The organism is Nonomuraea sp. NPDC051941, from assembly GCF_044593615.1.
Genome location: NZ_JBIUCF010000019.1, coordinates 185,156 through 201,359 on the forward strand (window position 1 = coordinate 185,156; position 16,204 = coordinate 201,359).

Genomic DNA, 16,204 nt, shown 5'->3' on the forward strand with positions numbered 1-16,204 from the left:
ACTTGGTGCAGTCATGAGACGCCCGACCCTTGAGGCGGTCGCCGCCCGGGCGGGGGTCTCGCGCGCCACCGCCTCCCGGGTCGTCAACGGCCAGACGACGGTGGCGCCCCACATCCGCGACGCCGTGCAGCGCGCGATCGACGAGCTGGGCTACGTGCCCAACTCGGCCGCGCGCAGCCTGGTCACCCAGCGCACCGACTCGATCGCCCTGGTCGTCAGCGAGCCGGGCACCCGGGTCTTCTCCGAGGACCCGATGTTCTCCACGGCGATCAGGTCGGCGTCCGTGGCGCTCGAAGCGGTGAACAAGCAGGTCGTGCTCATGCTGGCCTCCTCCGCCAAGAGCCACGCCCGGGTGGAGCGTTACATCGCGGGCGGGCACGTCGACGGGGTCATGCTGATCTCCATGCACGGCGCCGACCCGCTGCCGGCCGCGCTGTCGCGCCTGCGCGTCCCCGTGGTCTCCTACGGGCGGCCCGCCGTCCCCGTGGACATCCCGTACGTCGACAACGACAACGTCGGCGGAGCGGAGATCGGGGTCCGGCACCTGGTGGAGACGGGACGGCGCAGGATCGCCACGATCGCGGGCCCGCAGGACATGATCGGCGGCCAGGACCGCCTGGCCGGCTACCGCAACGTGCTGCGCGACTCCGACCTCAGGTCGATCGTGGCGATCGGCGACTTCACGCGGGAGTCGGGCGCGGTCGCGATGCGGCAGCTCCTGCGCGACGACCCCGACCTGGACGCCGTCTTCGTGGCCAACGACCTGATGGCCGTCGGCGCCCTGCAGTCACTCCGCCAGTCCGGGCGCCGCGTACCCGGCGACGTGGCGGTGGTGGGCTTCGACGACATCGAGGCGGCGAAATACACCGAACCGCCGCTGACGACGCTCAGGCACCCGGTGGCCGAGCAGGCGGCGGCCATGGTCGGGCTCCTGCTCGGGCTGTTCGAGGGCGGACCGGCCGAGCCGGTGATCATGCCCACCGAGCTGGTGATCAGGGAGTCCGCTTAGATGATCCCCGCCGTGGCCGCCGCCGTCTCCCTGGCCGAGGAGCACGGCATCCGGGTGGCGGATCCGGTGGTCCTCAACGACTCGTTCAACCTCCGGGTCCACCTGCGCCCGGCGCCGATCGTCGCGCGGGTGCCGACGGTGACCGCGCTGGGGCGGGCGCGGCCCGCCGACGCGTTGCGGCGGGAGCTGGACGTCGTGTCCTACCTGCACGGGCAGGGCGTGCCGGTCGTGCCGCCGAGCGACCTGCTGCCTGCCGGGCCGCATCTGCGTGACGGGGTCGCGGTCTCCTTCTGGAAGCACGTCGAGCACGACCCCGGCCATCGGATGGGCCCGGAGACGGCCGGGCGGGCGCTCGCCGAGCTGCACGATGCGCTGCGGGGCTTTCCCGGCGAGCTGCCCTATCTCGGGCCGGTGCTCGACGAGCCGGTGCGGCTGCTGGAGCTGCTCGACGGGGAGGTCCCGCCCGACGTGCTGGCGCGGCTGCGGGACGCGCACTCGGGCCTGGCCGAACGGCTGGCGGACCGCACGGCGCAGGCCGTCCACGGCGACGCGCATCCCGGCAACCTCCTCGCCACCCCCGCCGGGCTGCTGTGGAACGACTTCGAGGAGAGCATGGCCGCGCCCGTCGAGTGGGACCTGGCCTGCCTGCTGCGCACGCAGCGGCTCGACGGCCGGGCGGCCGTCCAGGCCTATGGGCACGATCCCGACGATCCCGAGCTGCGGGAGTTCCTGGCGGCGCGGGCGCTGCAGGGGACGCTGTGGATGCTCCTCAGGGGGCTGCGGCTGCCCGCCGGGGCCGCCGACGCCCGCGCGACGCTGGAGGCGTGGCTCCGGGACCCCAGCGGCGCCACCCGCTAGACCGCTCCCCCGCTAGACCGGGATCACGCCGCCGCGCGGGCCGAGGAAGTAGCCGCCGGTGACGTCCAGGACGTGCCCGGTGATCCACCGGGACTCCTCGCTCGCGAGGAGCGCCACGGCGTCCGCGATGTCCTGCGGGCGGCCTATGCGGCCCAGCGCGGTCACCTCGGTGACCGCGCGCTCGGCGGTGCCGTCGTCCTCGTGGAGCCAGGCGTTCATGTCCGTCTCCGTGACGCCCGGGGAGACGGTGTTCACGGTGATGTTCCGGTCTCCGAGGAGGGGCGCCAGGCTGAAGCCCAGCGTGTCCAGGGCTCCCTTGGTCATCGAGTAGACGAGGTCCGGGAGGGCGATGCGGACGACGGCCGAGGAGATGTTGATGATCCGGCCGCCGTCGTTGAGGAGCGGGAGGGCACGTTCGATGATGAAGTACGGCGCCCGTACGTTCACCGCGAAGACCCGGTCGAACTGCTCCTCGCTCACCGTGCCCAGCACCCCGGCGAGGATGGCGGCGTTGTTGACCAGGATGTCCAGCCGCTCCCCCCGGAGACCCTCGAACAACGCGTCCACGCCGTCCTCGAAGGCCGCCTTCACCGCGTACGCCTGCCCGCCCGCGCCCTCGATCGCGGCCACCGTCTCCTTGGCCAGGTCGTCGTTGCTGGCGTAGTGGACGATCACCCGGGCCCCGTCGGCGGCCAGCCGCTCCGCGATGGCCCGCCCGATCCCGCGCGAAGCTCCGGTTACCAATGCCGTCTTTCCCGACAAATCTCTCATGCGCTCCATCGTGGGTCTCGGCTCCTCCACCCGTCCAAGACTGGCTGTTATAGCTTTTTGCTATGGATGCCCATATTCGGGATCTCAGGTATTTCGTGGCGGTCGCCGAAGAGCTGAGCTTCACCCGGGCGGCGGCCGAGCGGCTCTTCATCTCGCAGCCCTCGCTGAGCAGGCAGATCAGGCAGCTGGAGCTGTCGCTGCGGGCCAAGCTGTTCGAGCGCGACCGCCGTACCGTGGCGTTGACGGCGGCGGGGGCGGCGCTGCTGCCCGAGGCCCGGCGGATCATCGAGCAGTGGGAGGGCGCGCAGCGGGCGGTGGTGGCGGCGCGCGAGGAGCGGACGCTGGTCGTCGGGTTCCAGACGCGGATCGGGCGCGGGCTCGTGCCGTCCATCTCCTCCGCGCTGCCCGGCTGGGACCTGCGCTTCCGGCAGGTGCCGTGGAGCGACCCCACCGTGGGGCTGGGCGACGGCCACGTCGACGTGGCCGTCGCGTGGCTGCCCATGCCCGGCCACGACTACGACTGGACGGTGGTCAGCACGGAGGAGCGCTGGGTGGCGCTGCCCGCCGCCCATCCGCTGGCCGTCCGCCCCGAGGTCACGCTCGCCGACCTGGCCGGGGAGGCGTTCGTGGCGATGCCGGTCTCCGCCGGGCCCATGCGGGCCTTCTGGCTGGCCGACGACCAACGGGCGGCGCCCGCCGTGGTGGGGGCGGAGGCGGAGACGGCCGAGGAGGCGCTCGAGCTGGTCGCGTCGGGGCGGGCCGTGGTGCTGGTCTCGGCCGGGAACGCCGAGCTCTACCGGCGCGACGACGTGGTCAGCAGGCCCGTGACGGGGCTGCCGCCGAGCAGGCTGGCCGTCGTCTGGCGGCGTGACGACCGGCGGCACGCCGTACGGACGCTGGTGGACGTGTTCGTCACGTGCATGTGCGTCCCCTGATCGTCTTTTGTTGACACCGTATACCTTGCTGTTTACGGTGTATACATGATGCTCAGAGCAGTCGCCCCGCTTTTATCCGCGGTGCTTTTCTATTTCGGTACGGGTTTCGCGCCGATCCCCGCGCTGACCTGGCTCGCGCCGCTGCCGATGCTGCTCCTGGCGTCACGGGCGAGCGGCAGGGCGACGTTCACCCTCGCGTTCCTGGCCTTCCTGGCGGGAATGACGAACCAGCTCGACTTCTTCCTGCGCACCCCGTCGGTGCCGCGGCCCATCGGGATCGGCATCATCGTCGGCTGCTCGCTGCTGTTCGGGCTGGTGGTCTGGCTCTTCAGGGCGCTCGCCCGGCGCGGGCTGCCGCTGCTCGCCGCCTGCGCGCCGCCCGCTCTGTGGGTGGCGTTCATGTACCTGACCGTGCTGGCCAACCCGACGGGCATCATCTGGCCGCTCGCCACGTCCGTGGCCGACGTGCCGGTGGTGACCCAGATCGCCTCGGTGACCGGCGCCTGGGGCGTGGAGTACGTGGTGATGCTGGCGCCGACCACCTTGGCGGCGGTGTTGTGGCCGGGGACTGTCGCGGCGGCGCGGCTGCGTACCGGCGTGGTGGGGGCGGCGGCGTGCCTGCTCGTGCTCGTCTTCGGGGCCGTGCGGCTGGCCGGCGCTGACTCGACCGGGTGGCGGCAGGTGGCGGTGCTGTCGGCCACCCGCTACCAGTGGGCGCCCGACGCGGCGAGCCCGGCGGGCAAGGCCCTGGTCGGCGAGTACGTCAAGGAGATCGCCGAGCTGCCCTCGGGGACCAGCACGGTGGTGCTCCCCGAGGGCACGCTGGGCACGGACGAGGCGAGCCTGAACCCGGCGCTCGCGCCGCTGCGCGAGATCGCCCGCGATCGGAACATCGACGTGGTGATCGGGGTCGTCCACACGACCCCGGAGATCAAGTACAACTACTCGGTGGACCTCCCGGCAGGCGGACTCGCGCCGGTCTACTACACGAAGTGGCACTTCGCGCCCGGGGAGCCGTTCCGGCGCGGGGACCAGCTCGTCTTCGCGCGTGACCACGTCGGGCTGGCCAACTGCATGGATCTCAACTTCCCCGCGCCGATCCGCGACTACGCCCGCGCCGGGGCGCGGCTGATGGCGGTGCCGGCCGCCGACGAGTTCGGCAACGGCTGGCAGCACAGCCGGATGGGACTGCTGCGCGGCGTGGAGACCGGACTCTCGGTGGCCTGGGCGGCGCAGTGGGGCACGCCGATGATCTCGGACCCCTGGGGCCGGGTGCTGGCCGAGCGGGACACCGAGGGCACGCGGCAGCCGTTCGTCACGGCCTTCGCCGACGTGCCCTCGGGCCCGGGCCCCACCGTGTACGCCCGGTTCGGCGACTGGTTCGCGTGGCTGTGCCTCGCGCTGGCCGCCGCCGGGCTGGTGGCGCTGCGGTCAGTCCCGCGTGAGCCAGGCCGTGGTGTCGGCGGGCAGGGCGCCGTCCTCCAGGGCGCCGCTGGCCAGGAGGAGCCGGCCCGCGGGTAGCGGCACCGGGCCGGGGCCCAGGTTGGTGACGCTCGTCAGGCCCGAGTCCCTGGTGAAGGCCAGAACCTCGCCGCCCGTCGGGAGCCAGGTCAACGTGCCGTCCCCCAGCAGGTCGCGGCGCAGGCCCAGGGCCGTCCGGTAGAGGTTGTGCATCGAGCCCAGGTCCGTGCGCTGGGCCTCGGCGGTCAGCTTGCGCCAGCCCTCCGGCTGCGGCAGCCACGGCGTGCCCGCGCCGAAGCCGAACGGGGGCTCCTCGCCCGACCACGGCAGAGGGATGCGGCAGCCGTCCCGGCCCGGGTTCGTGCCACCCGACCTGGCGTACATCGGGTCCTGGCGGAGCTCGTCCGCGAGATCCTCGACCTCGGGGAGGCCCAGCTCCTCGCCCTGGTAGACGTACACGGAGCCGGGGAGCGCCATGGCCAGCAGGGCCGCCGCCCTGGCCCGCCGGTAGCCCAGCTCCAGGTCGGAGGGGGTGCCGTGGAGGCGGCCCCCGTGCGCGAACGTGGTGTCGGCGCGGCCGTACCGGGTGACCGGGCGCGTCACGTCGTGGTTCGACAGCACCCACGTCGGCGGGGCGCCTATGGGGGTGTGGGTGGCGAGGGTCAGGTCGATGACCCTGCGCAGCTCGGCCGGGTCCCACGGGCAGGACAGGAAGTCGAAGTTGAAGGCCGTGTGGAGCTCGTCGGGCCGCAGGTAGCGTGCGAAACGCTCCTGGTCGGGGAGCCAGACCTCCCCGATCAGGATGCGCTCGCCGTACTCGTCGGCCACCTCGCGCCACCGACGGTAGACGTCGTGGACCTCGTCGAGGTCTTCGTACTTCGTGTCCGACTTGATCAGCAGGGCGGCGGAGTCGATGCGCACGCCGTCCACGCCTCGGTCGAACCAGAACCGCAGCACGTCCTCGAACTCCTGGTGGACCTCGGGATTGGTCCAGTTGAAGTCCGGCTGCTCCGGGGCGAACAGGTGGAGGTACCACTGGCCGTCGGGGACCTGGGTCCAGGCCGCGCCGCCGAAGATGGACTGCCAGTCGTTCAGCGGCTCGTCGGCGAACCAGAAGCGGTCCCGCGCCGCGGGGTTCTCCAGCGCCTCCTTGAACCAGGCGCTCTCCGTGGAGCTGTGGTTCGGCACCACGTCGATGATGACCTTGATGTCGAGCTCGTGCGCCTCCTCGATGAACCTCTCGGCCTCGGACAGCGTGCCGAAGACCGGCTCGATGTCGCGGTAGTCGGCCACGTCGTAGCCCCCGTCGGCCATCGGCGACGGGTACCACGGGTTCAGCCAGATGGCGTCGATCCCGAGATCCTTCAGGTACGGCAGGCGGGAGCGCAGGCCGGCCAGATCGCCGATCCCGTCACCGTTCCCGTCGGCGAAACTACGCAGGTAGACCTGGTAGATCGCGGCCCCCCGCCACCACGTTTGCGACATGCGCTTATCCCTTGATGCTTCCGGCGGTGAGCCCCGCCATGATGTGTCGTTGGAAGACGAAGAAGACGATGATCATGGGGATACTGGCGATGACCAGGCCGCCCATGATCTGGTTCTGGGTCACCGCGCCCGCCGTCTGCGACAGGCCCACGCTGATCGTCATCTTCTCGCTGTCGGTCATGACCAGCAGCGGCAGGACGAAGTCCTTGAACGCGGTGACGATCGTGAAGATGGAGACCACGCCCAGGATCGGCCTGGAGACCGGCAGCACGACCGACCACAGCACCCGCAGCGGGCCCGCGCCGTCGATCTGCGCCGCCTCGATCAGCTCCCGCGGGATCGAGTCGAAGAACCGCTTGAGCAGGAAGATGTTGAAGCCGTTCGCCGCCGCCGGGAACCACAGGCCCCAGGCGTTGTTGAGCAGCCCCAGGTCCACGATCGTGACGTAGAGCGGGATGAGGATGACCATGGGCGGGATCATCAGCGTGGCCAGCATCGCGCCGAGGATCACGTTGCCGAACATCGGGCGCAGCTTCGACAGCGCGTACGCCGCCGTGACGTCCACCGCCATGGAGAACAGCCACGCGCCCAGCGAGTAGTACGCGGTGTTCGCCAGCAGCGTGCCGATGTCGAACAGGTCCCAGGCCTCGAAGAACGCCTCCAGCGACGGGTCGGCCGGGACGAGCGACGGCGGCATCTGGGCGATCTCCTCCGGCGTCTTCATGGCGCCGGTGATCATCCAGTAGAGCGGGAAGACGAAGGCCAGCGTGAAGACCACGATGACGGCGATCAGCACCAGCCAGTAGATCCGCCGGCCCCACCTGCTGTTGAGCTGGTGCGGCGAGACGATCGTGCGGAACTGCACCTGGATCGGCTTCGGCGACTTTCGCCGGCGCTTCGGCCTCGCGCCGCCGGGCGGCTCGGACACCGGGGCCCGCCTGTGTTCGGTCGCCGTCATGCCCTGTCCTCACGGGTCGTCCTGAGCTGGAAGGCCGCGAAGACGAGGAGCGCGAGCATGAGCAGCATGCCGAGCGCGCCCGCCTGGCCGTAGTTCATCTGCGAGAACGCGAACTGGTACATCAGGTACGCGACGCTCACGGTCGCGTTCTCCGGGCCGCCGCCGGTCAGCATGTACGGCTCGATGAACACCTGCATGGTCGCCACGATCTGCAGCATCAGCATGAGCAGCAGGATCAGCCGGGTCTGCGGGATCGTGACGTGCCTGATCCGCTTGAAGATCCCGGCCCCGTCGAGCTCGGCGGCCTCGTACAGCTCGGGCGGGATGTTCTGCAGCGCCGCCAGGTAGATCAGCGTCGCGCTGCCCATGTTCATCCAGGTCGAGACGAGGACCAGGGAGATCAGGGCGGTCGACGACGAGTCCAGCCAGGCCAGCGGCGGCAGGTGGAAGAAGTCCAGGACCTGGTTGAACAGCCCGGGCCCCGGATCGTAGAACCACCTGAACAGCAGTACCGCCACGATCGGCGGCAGCATGACCGGCAGGTAGACCACGAACCGCAGGTAGGCCCGGGCGTGGCGCAGCTCGTTGAGGACGAGCGCGACGACGAACGGCACGGCATAGCCGCACAGCAGCGCGAGCAGCGTGAACTCCACGGTGTTCAGCCAGGCCTCGCCGAAGGCCGGGTCCTGGACCGCCGCCTTGAAGTTGTCCAGCCCCACCCAGGTGGGCGGGTTGATCAGGTCGGTCTTCTGGAAGCTCAGAATGAACTCCCTGACCATCGGATACCAGGCGAACACCGTGAAACAGATCAGGGCCGCGCAGAGGAACCCGTAGGCCGTCAGGTTGCGCCGCAAGATTCCCATCAAGGTCAGCCCTTGGCCGCCAGCATGGAGTTCGCCTTGGTCTCGGCGTCCGACAGGAGCTGGTCGACGCCGGCGTCCTTACGGCTCAGCACGCCCGACATGACCACGTCGAGGATGGCGTACAGCTCCTGCGCGTGCACCGGCTCGGCCTTCGGCGGGATCGTCGCGGCGGCCTGCACGTAAGGCGCGTAGTTCGTGACCGGCAGCGAGGCGTTCTTCTCTCGGTCGGCCTGGATGGCCTTGCCCGTCGCCGAGTCGCCGTAGACGGCGTTGTCGGGCACGCCGACCGGGTTGCCGATGGCCTTGCCGCGGGCGAAGTCGAAGCGGCCCTTGCCGACGGTGTTGTAGCGGAAGTCGACCCATTCCAGGCCCGCCTTGGCCTCCTCGGGGGTGGCCTTCGGGTTGATCATGAAGGCTTCGCCGCCGCTCAGTGACGCCTTGGCCTCGGGGAAGCCGGTGATGCCGTAGTCGGCGACGTTGCCCTTGAACTTGTTGACCACATCGGTGACCACGTCGGGCGCGCCCAGCATCATGCCGACCTTGCCGCTGCCCATGGCCATCATGAGCGACTCCCAGCCGACCAGGAGCTTGTTGCCCATGCTGTTGTCGACCCAGCGCATGTCGTGCAGGTTCTGCAGCACGGCCTTGCCCTCGGGCGAGTTGAACGCGGCCTTCTTGTTGTCGGGGGCCAGGATGCTGCCGCCGCGGCCGTAGATGGCCTGGGTGAAGTGCCAGCCGCCGGTGTTGCCGCCGGAGTACTCGCCGTAGCCGACGTAGCCGGCGCCGAGCGCGGCGATCTTCTTGGCCGCCTCGCGGACCTCGGCCCACGTCTTGGGCGGGGTGTCGGGGTCGAGTCCGGCCTTGGTGAACAGGGCTCGGTTGTAGACCAGGCCGACGCCGTAGTGGACGTTCGGGACGCCGTACACCTTGCCGTCCTTCGTCACCAGCTCGCGCACGTCGGGGCGCAGGTCGTTCCAGTTCTTGATGGTGCTGGTGTACTGCGTGATGTCGAGCGCCTGGCCCTGGCCGATGACGTCGTTGTAGTTCGTCACCGGGACCACGAAGACGGTCTCCATCTGGCCGCCGGCCAGCTTGGGGCCGAACGTCTTGGGGTCGAAGCAGGGCTGCTGGTCCGTGCTCTTGACCGTCACGCCCGGGTGCGCCTTCATGAACGTGGCCACGTCGTCGTCCCAGGCCTGGCGTTCCTTCGGCGCGGACTTGGCGGGCTGGCAGGCCACCGTGATCGTCACGGCCTTGGCGCCGCCGCCGGCGCCGGCTGACGGGGTGGCGGGGTTGCTGGAGCCGCAGGCTGTGGCTGAGAGGCCGAGCACGGACACGAGCAAGAGCCCAGTGGATCTCCGCATGGTCTGACCCTTCTGATGCGAGGTGCCCACACCATAGGATCGGGGACGGATGTTCGCAATATTTCGACTGCATATTGCAAGATAACGACTGGATTACGCCTGCGTAGCGACGCCTCTCACCCACCGCACGGGCTGAGGTCCCTTGGGGAGGAGAGGGGGCACCGGCCGAGATCCCCAGGGAAGAGGGGGAACGGGCCGGGCTCAGGCTCCTAGACCGCCGCGCGGGCGCGGGCGGTGGAGGCGCGGACCACGAGCTCGGGCTCGAACAGCAGCTCGTCCGCCGGCACCACCGCCTTGTCGATCTGCGCGACCAGCAGGTCCACGGCGGCCCGGCCCATGGCGTCGATCGGCTGGCGGACCGTGGTCAGCGGCGGGTCGGTGCAGTTCATCAGGGCCGAGTCGTCGAAGCCGATGACCGAGATGTCCCCCGGCACGGTGAGCCCCGCCCGGCGGGCCGCCCTGATCGTGCCCAGCGCGAGCAGGTCGCTGGCGCAGATCACGCCGGTCACCCCGCGCTTGACCAGCCGGGCGGCGGCCGCGTGCCCGCCCTCCAGCGAGAACATCGTGTGCTCGACCAGCCCGGGGTCCCCGCCCTCCGCCTGGAACGTCTCCAGCTTGCGCCGCGACGGCATGTGGTCCTTCGGCCCGAGCACCATGCCGACCCGCTCGTGGCCGAGCGCGCGCAGGTGGGCCAGGGCCATCTCGGCGGCCACCGTGTCGTCGCACGACACCTGCGGGAAGTCGAGGTGCTGGACGGCCGCGTTCACCAGCACGGTCGGCAGCTTGCGCTCGTGCAGCAACTCGTAGTGCCCGTGCGCGGCGTCGGCCTGGGCGTAGAAGCCGCCGGCGAAGACGACGCCGCTGACCTGCTGCTGGAGCAGCAGGTCCACGTAGTCGGCCTCGGAGACGCCGCCGACCGTGCGGGTGCACAGCACGGAGGTGAACCCCTGCTGGGCCAGCGCGCCTCCGACCACCTCCGCGAAGGCGGGGAAGATCGGATTCTGCAGCTCGGGGAGCACGAGGCCGACCAGCCGGGCCCGGTCGCCGCGCAGCTGGGTGGGGCGCTCGTAGCCGAGCACGTCGAGGGCGGTCAGCACGGCCTCGCGGGTCGCGTCGGAGACCCCGGGCTTGCCGTTGAGCACCCGGCTCACCGTCGCCTCGCTGACTCCGACTTTCTTGGCCACCTCTGCGAGTCGTCGCGTCATGCGCAAACTATACGGCCTTCAGCGCAAGCGCTTGCAACGGCTTACGTCGATCCGACGTCAGGCTTTGCGCGCCCTCCACGGCGGATCTGCCGGTCCTGCCGGGTTCCTGACCAGCACGGAGAGACCGCCCCGACGAATTCCTGTCAGTCAACTGTTTGCGAAATCTCGTCGAAATATTGCGGCAATCTGCTTGGCATCCTATGGTTCGGCCATCCGCCTTACCCGGAGGGCCACCCCCATGAGAGCTGTCTTAGCCGCCCTTTCGTTAGTCATCGGAGTCCTGGCCGCGCCCGCCTACGCGGCGGCCGACACCAACCTCGCGGCGGGCAGAACCGCCACCGCGAGCAGCTTCACCGAGGTCTACGCCGCTCCCAACGTGACCGACGGCAACCAGGCCACCTACTGGGAATCGGCCAACAACGCGTTTCCGCAATGGGTCCAGGTCGACCTCGGCGTCAACGCGAGCGTCAGCAAGCTCGTGCTGAAGCTGCCGTCCGGCTGGCCCAGCCGTACCCAGACGCTGACCGTCCAGGGCAGCACGAACGGCTCCGCCTTCAGCACGATCGTCGCCTCGGCGACGTACACGTTCAACCCGACCGCGACGATCACCTTCGCCGCTGCGACCGCCCGCTACGTCCGGCTGCAGATCACCGCGAACACCGGCTGGCCCGCGGGCCAGCTCTCCGAGTTCGAGGTGTGGGGCAGCGCGCCGGACAACCCGCCGCCGAGCGGCGCCAACCTGGCGCTCGGCAAGGCGATCACCGAGTCCTCGCACACCCACACGTACGTGGCCGCCAACGCCAACGACGACAACCTCCAGACGTACTGGGAGGGCGCGGCCTACCCCAACACGCTGACCGTGCAACTCGGCGCCAACGCCGACCTGACCTCGATCACCCTCAAGCTCAACCCCGACCCGGCCTGGGCCAGGCGGACCCAGACCATCCAGGTCCTCGGCCGTGAGCAGAGCGCCGCCGGCTTCACCAGCCTCGTCTCCTCGGCCACGTACACCTTCGACCCGGCCACGGGGAACTCGGTGACCATCCCGGTGACCGGCAAGGCCGCCGACGTCCGGCTGCAGATCACCGCCAACTCGGGCGCGCCGGGCGGGCAGGTGGCCGAGTTCCAGATCTTCGGCACGCCGTCGGCCAACCCCGACCTGACCGTGAGCGACCTCTCGTCCTCCCCGGCCGCGCCGGTGGAGACCGACGCGGTCACGCTGTCGGCCACGGTCAGGAACGCGGGCACCGCGGCCGCCGCCGCGACCTCCGTGAACTTCTACGCGGGCGCGACCAAGGTCGGCAGCGCGAGCGTGGGCGCGCTGGCCGCGGGGGCGTCGACCACCGTGTCCGCGAACATCGGCGCCAGGGACGCCGGCACCTACCAGCTCTCCGCAAAGGTGGACGAGGACGGCAAGGTCGTCGAGCTGAACGAGGCCAACAACACCGCCACCGGCACCCTGACCGTGAAGCCGGTCGACACGGCCGACCTGGTCGCCTCCCCCGTCGCCTGGACGCCGGGCAACCCGGCCGCGGGCAACACGGTGACGTTCTCGGTGGCGATCAAGAACCAGGGCACGGTGGCCTCCAGCGGCGCCTCCCACGGCATCACGCTCACCGTCACGAACGACTCCGGCACCGTCGTCAAGACCCTGACGGGCTCGACCGGCGGCGCCATCGCGGCGGGCGCGACCACGAGCCCGGTGAGCCTGGGCACGTGGACCGCGGCCAACGGCAAGTACACGGTCAGGACGGTGCTCGCCGACGACGCCAACGAGCTGCCCGTCAAGCGCGCCAACAACACCAGCGAGCTGCCGCTGTTCGTGGGCCGCGGCGCGAACATGCCGTACGACACGTACGAGGCCGAGGACGCCGTGATCGGCGGCGGGGCCACGCGCGTGGGCCCGAGCAGGGACATCGGCACGATCGCCGGCGAGGCCTCCGGGCGGCGCGCGGTGACGCTCAACCAGACCGGCGCCTACGTCGAGTTCACCACCAGGGCGGACACGAACACCCTGGTCACCCGCTTCTCCATGCCCGACGCGGCGGGCGGCGGCGGGCTCAGCTCGACCCTGAACGTCTATGTCAACGGCTCGTTCCTCAAGGCCGTCAACCTGACCTCCCGCTACGCCTGGCTCTATGGCGCCGAGGCCAGTCCGAGCAACTCCCCCGGCTCGGGGCCGCCCAGGCACATCTACGACGAGGCGAACGTGCTCCTCGGCGCCACCGTGCCCAAGGGCAGCACGATCAGGCTGCAGAAGGACTCGGCCAACAGCCAGACGTACGCGATCGACTTCGTGGACTTCGAGCAGGCGACCCCGGTCGCGAACCCGGACCCGGCGAAGTACGCCGTACCGACCGGGTTCACCCACCAGGACGTGCAGAACGCGCTCGACAAGGCCCGCATGGACGCCAACCTGACCGGCGTGTACCTGCCGCAGGGCGACTACCAGACGTCGAGCAAGTTCCAGGTGTACGGCAAGTCCGTCAAGATCGTCGGCGCGGGCCCCTGGTTCACCAGGTTCTCCTCCCCCGCCGGGCAGGACAACACCGACGTGGGCTTCCGCACCGAGGCCTCGGCCAACGGCTCGACGTTCGCGAACTTCGCCTACTTCGGCAACTACACCTCGCGCATCGACGGCCCCGGCAAGGTGTTCGACTTCTCGAACGTGGCGAACATGACGATCGACAACGTCTGGGCCGAGCACCAGATCTGCCTCTACTGGGGCACGAACACGGACAACATCACGATCAAGAATTCACGGATCCGCAACCTGTTCGCCGACGGCCTGAACATGACCAACGGCAGCACCGGCAACCACGTCACCAACGTCGAGGCCAGGGCCACGGGCGACGACAGCTTCGCGCTGTTCTCGGCCACCGACAACAACCCCGGCGAGCAGACCGGCAACGTCTTCGAGAACCTGACCTCGCTGCTCACCTGGCGGGCCGCGGGCGTGGCCGTGTACGGCGGCTACGACAACACGTTCAGGAACATCTACGTCGCGGACACGCTGACCTACCCGGGCGTCACGATCAGCTCGCTGGACTTCGGGATCCCGATGAACGGGTTCGGCGCCAGCCCGCCCACGACGTTCGACAACATCTCGCTGGTCCGGGCCGGCGGGCACTTCTGGGGGCAGCAGACGTTCCCGGCGCTGTGGCTGTTCTCCTCGTCCAAGGTGTTCCAGGGCATCCGCGTCAACAACCTGGACATCGTGGACCCGACGTACAGCGGGATCATGTTCCAGACCGGCTACTCCGGCAGCGCGCCGCTGAACCCGGTCAAGGACACGATCCTCACGAACGTGTCGATCAGCGGGGCGCAGAAGAGCGGCGACGCCTTCGACGCCAAGTCCGGGTTCGGCATCTGGGTGAACGAGCTGCCCGAGCCCGGTCAGGGCCCGGCCGTCGGGTCGGCCACGATCAACAACCTGAGGTTCGCGAACAACTTCCAGAACATCAAGAACACGACCTCGACCTTCACCCTGACCACGAACTAGAGCTCTGACCTGGTGGGCAACCCCTGCCAGTCGCTGACGCTCGTCACCGCGGCGGCGCTCAACAGCGCCCCGCGGTGCAGGCGTTCCTGGGGGATGAGGCCGTCGAGCGCGGCGCTGATGTAACCGGCCGCGAACGCCTCCCCCGCGCCGGCCGTGTCCACGATGGGGACCTGCCAGCCCTGCACGTCGTAGCGCATCCGGTCGGCACGCACGCTCGCGCCCTTGGCGCCGCGGTCCACCACGACCTCGCGCTCCGCCGTGAGCGCGGGCTTGACCAGGTCGAGCTCGTCCTGGCGGAGGAAGAGCAGGTGCGAGTCGCAGGCCAGCTCGCCGAGCACCTCCTCGGCCTCGCGTACCGACGGCCACAGCTCGGGCACGTAGTCGACGGAGAAGGAGACCATCACCCCGGCGTTCTTCGCGGCGCTCACGGCGGTGCGCACCGCGTCGAGCGCGTCCCGGCCGAGGCCCGCCGTGAGACCGGTCACGTGGAGCATCTTCGACGCCGCGATCCGGTCGATCGGCACGTTGCCCGGAGTGAGCCGCGAGCCCGCCGAGCCCGCGCGATACTGCGTCACTCTCTGTGAGCGGCCGACACGGGTCTCTCTGAGGATCAGGCCCGTGCGCAACCCCTCGGACACGCGCATGTCCGCGACGTCCACACCCTCTCCCCTGAGCGCGGTGAGCACCCTCGCGCCCAGCTCGTCATCGCCCACCTTGCCCAGGTAAGCGGTGCGGTGCCCGAGCCTGGCCAGCGCGATCGCCAGGGTGAACTCGGGCCCGCACACGTCCAGCCGGGCTTCGCTCTCGTGGCGAACCCGGCCGCTGGAGACGATCCCCAAGGGCTCGCCGAGCGTGTAGACGTCGGTCATGCGCCAGACTGTAGCCGGTCAAGTACTTTTCCCGCATAACCCCTGGTTGCCAGGTTGATCAAATATTTTCTGTAACATTAGCCAACCTTTTCCCCTTCTCGTGGCTCAAAGTAGTAAAGGGGTCGGCCACCCCGAGCCGGCTCCAAGTCAATACGGGGAGAGGAATCAGCACCCTCATGAGAAAGATCGCACTTGGTATCGTTTCCGCCCTTGTGGGCGGGGCCATGCTGATGTCGGGCGCGAGCACTGCTTCGGCGGCCACCAAGGTGGACACCCAGCTCAAGATCCGCGACATCGACCCTAATCCGGTCGTGGTGGAGCCCGGCTCCGAGACGACCGCGTACTTCGACATCGGGGCCAGCTCCGACGTCAAGAAGGTCGAGCTCAGCGTGGCGCCCGAGGGCGCTCGCACGCTCCGCGCCAAGGACGTCAAGGACCTCGAGGGCTGGCGCTTCGCCGTCGGCTTCACCGAGGGGGACCCCCAGGGCAAGTGGCAGGCCACCGCTGTAGCCTTCGACTCCGCAGGCAAGGAGATCGCGAAGGACACGGCGTTCTTCTCGGTCGAGCTCGAGAAGAGCAAGTCCGAGACGCGTATCTCGCGCTTCTCCGCCGACCCGTACAAGATCCGCAAGGGTCGTACGATCGAGTTCTCCGGCCGTCTCCAGGTGGATGACGACGGCTGGGAGGGCGTCCGCGGCGAGAAGGTGGACGTCTACTTCCGCGCGAACGGCTCCAGCGGCTGGAAGTGGGTCGCCTCCGCCAAGACCAAGTGGGGCGGCAAGTTCTACGCCGAGACCCGCGCCTACAAGAGCGGTACCTTCCGCGCCGTGTTCGACGGCAACGACGAGCTCGACGGCTCCAAGAGCCGCACGGACTACGTGCGGGTCTACGGCAGCTGGTGGCGTCGTTAATCCATAAGACGGA

General features: G+C 69.8%; 13 protein-coding genes. 6 read left to right on the forward strand and 7 right to left on the reverse strand.

The genetic code is table 11. The annotated features are described in order from the left end of the window. The first annotated feature begins 13 nt into the window (after nt 1-13). Entirely contained in the window at nt 14-1,009 is a 996-nt protein-coding gene (locus ACIHFD_RS30385) for a LacI family DNA-binding transcriptional regulator (protein ID WP_397369774.1), read from the forward strand. Further along, on the forward strand, nt 1,010-1,867 hold the full coding sequence (locus tag ACIHFD_RS30390) for a phosphotransferase (protein ID WP_397369776.1): 858 nt from the start codon (nt 1,010-1,012) through the stop codon (nt 1,865-1,867). 12 nt (nt 1,868-1,879) lie between these two features. Here ACIHFD_RS30390 and ACIHFD_RS30395 read toward each other — a convergent pair whose 3' ends face one another. Then, nucleotides 1,880-2,638, reverse strand: coding sequence for an SDR family oxidoreductase (locus ACIHFD_RS30395; RefSeq protein WP_397369777.1), 759 nt, complete (start codon nt 2,636-2,638; stop codon nt 1,880-1,882). 62 nt (nt 2,639-2,700) lie between these two features. Between ACIHFD_RS30395 and ACIHFD_RS30400 the strand changes: the two genes are divergently transcribed. Both ACIHFD_RS30400 and ACIHFD_RS30405 read left to right on the forward strand, forming a co-directional pair. Then, nucleotides 2,701-3,573: a LysR family transcriptional regulator gene (locus tag ACIHFD_RS30400; RefSeq protein ID WP_397369778.1), complete on the forward strand. Its 873-nt coding sequence runs from the start codon at nt 2,701-2,703 to the stop codon at nt 3,571-3,573. 81 nt (nt 3,574-3,654) lie between these two features. Beyond that, complete coding sequence (locus ACIHFD_RS30405) at nt 3,655-5,094, forward strand: nitrilase-related carbon-nitrogen hydrolase (protein WP_397369779.1); 1,440 nt, start codon at nt 3,655-3,657, stop codon at nt 5,092-5,094. Here the strand turns inward: ACIHFD_RS30405 and ACIHFD_RS30410 are convergent. The 5 genes from ACIHFD_RS30410 to ACIHFD_RS30430 all read right to left on the reverse strand — a co-directional run bounded on the left by ACIHFD_RS30410 (nt 5,005) and on the right by ACIHFD_RS30430 (nt 10,909). Beyond that, on the reverse strand, nt 5,005-6,519 hold the full coding sequence (locus ACIHFD_RS30410) for a glycoside hydrolase family 13 protein (protein WP_397369781.1): 1,515 nt from the start codon (nt 6,517-6,519) through the stop codon (nt 5,005-5,007). The two genes, ACIHFD_RS30405 and ACIHFD_RS30410, sit on opposite strands and share 90 nt — an antisense overlap. A 4-nt stretch (nt 6,520-6,523) precedes the next feature. Further along, nucleotides 6,524-7,477: a carbohydrate ABC transporter permease gene (locus ACIHFD_RS30415; protein ID WP_397369783.1), complete on the reverse strand. Its 954-nt coding sequence runs from the start codon at nt 7,475-7,477 to the stop codon at nt 6,524-6,526. Next, entirely contained in the window at nt 7,474-8,340 is an 867-nt protein-coding gene (locus ACIHFD_RS30420) for a sugar ABC transporter permease (protein ID WP_355191312.1), read from the reverse strand. The genes ACIHFD_RS30415 and ACIHFD_RS30420 overlap by 4 nt, the downstream gene beginning before the upstream one ends. 5 nt (nt 8,341-8,345) lie before the next feature. Beyond that, a complete protein-coding gene (locus ACIHFD_RS30425) occupies nt 8,346-9,704 on the reverse strand; it encodes an ABC transporter substrate-binding protein (RefSeq protein ID WP_397369784.1) in 1,359 nt (452 codons plus the stop codon). 209 nt (nt 9,705-9,913) lie between these two features. Beyond that, entirely contained in the window at nt 9,914-10,909 is a 996-nt protein-coding gene (locus ACIHFD_RS30430) for a LacI family DNA-binding transcriptional regulator (protein ID WP_397369785.1), read from the reverse strand. A 238-nt stretch (nt 10,910-11,147) separates the two neighbouring features. On the opposite strand from ACIHFD_RS30430, the gene ACIHFD_RS30435 reads away from it, so the two are divergent. Then, on the forward strand, nt 11,148-14,411 hold the full coding sequence (locus ACIHFD_RS30435) for a discoidin domain-containing protein (RefSeq protein WP_397369786.1): 3,264 nt from the start codon (nt 11,148-11,150) through the stop codon (nt 14,409-14,411). Here the strand turns inward: ACIHFD_RS30435 and ACIHFD_RS30440 are convergent. Continuing rightward, nucleotides 14,408-15,280: a sugar kinase gene (locus ACIHFD_RS30440; RefSeq protein ID WP_350729877.1), complete on the reverse strand. Its 873-nt coding sequence runs from the start codon at nt 15,278-15,280 to the stop codon at nt 14,408-14,410. The two genes, ACIHFD_RS30435 and ACIHFD_RS30440, sit on opposite strands and share 4 nt — an antisense overlap. 176 nt (nt 15,281-15,456) lie before the next feature. On the opposite strand from ACIHFD_RS30440, the gene ACIHFD_RS30445 reads away from it, so the two are divergent. Next, nucleotides 15,457-16,191, forward strand: coding sequence for a hypothetical protein (locus ACIHFD_RS30445; protein WP_397369787.1), 735 nt, complete (start codon nt 15,457-15,459; stop codon nt 16,189-16,191). Nucleotides 16,192-16,204 lie beyond the last annotated feature (13 nt).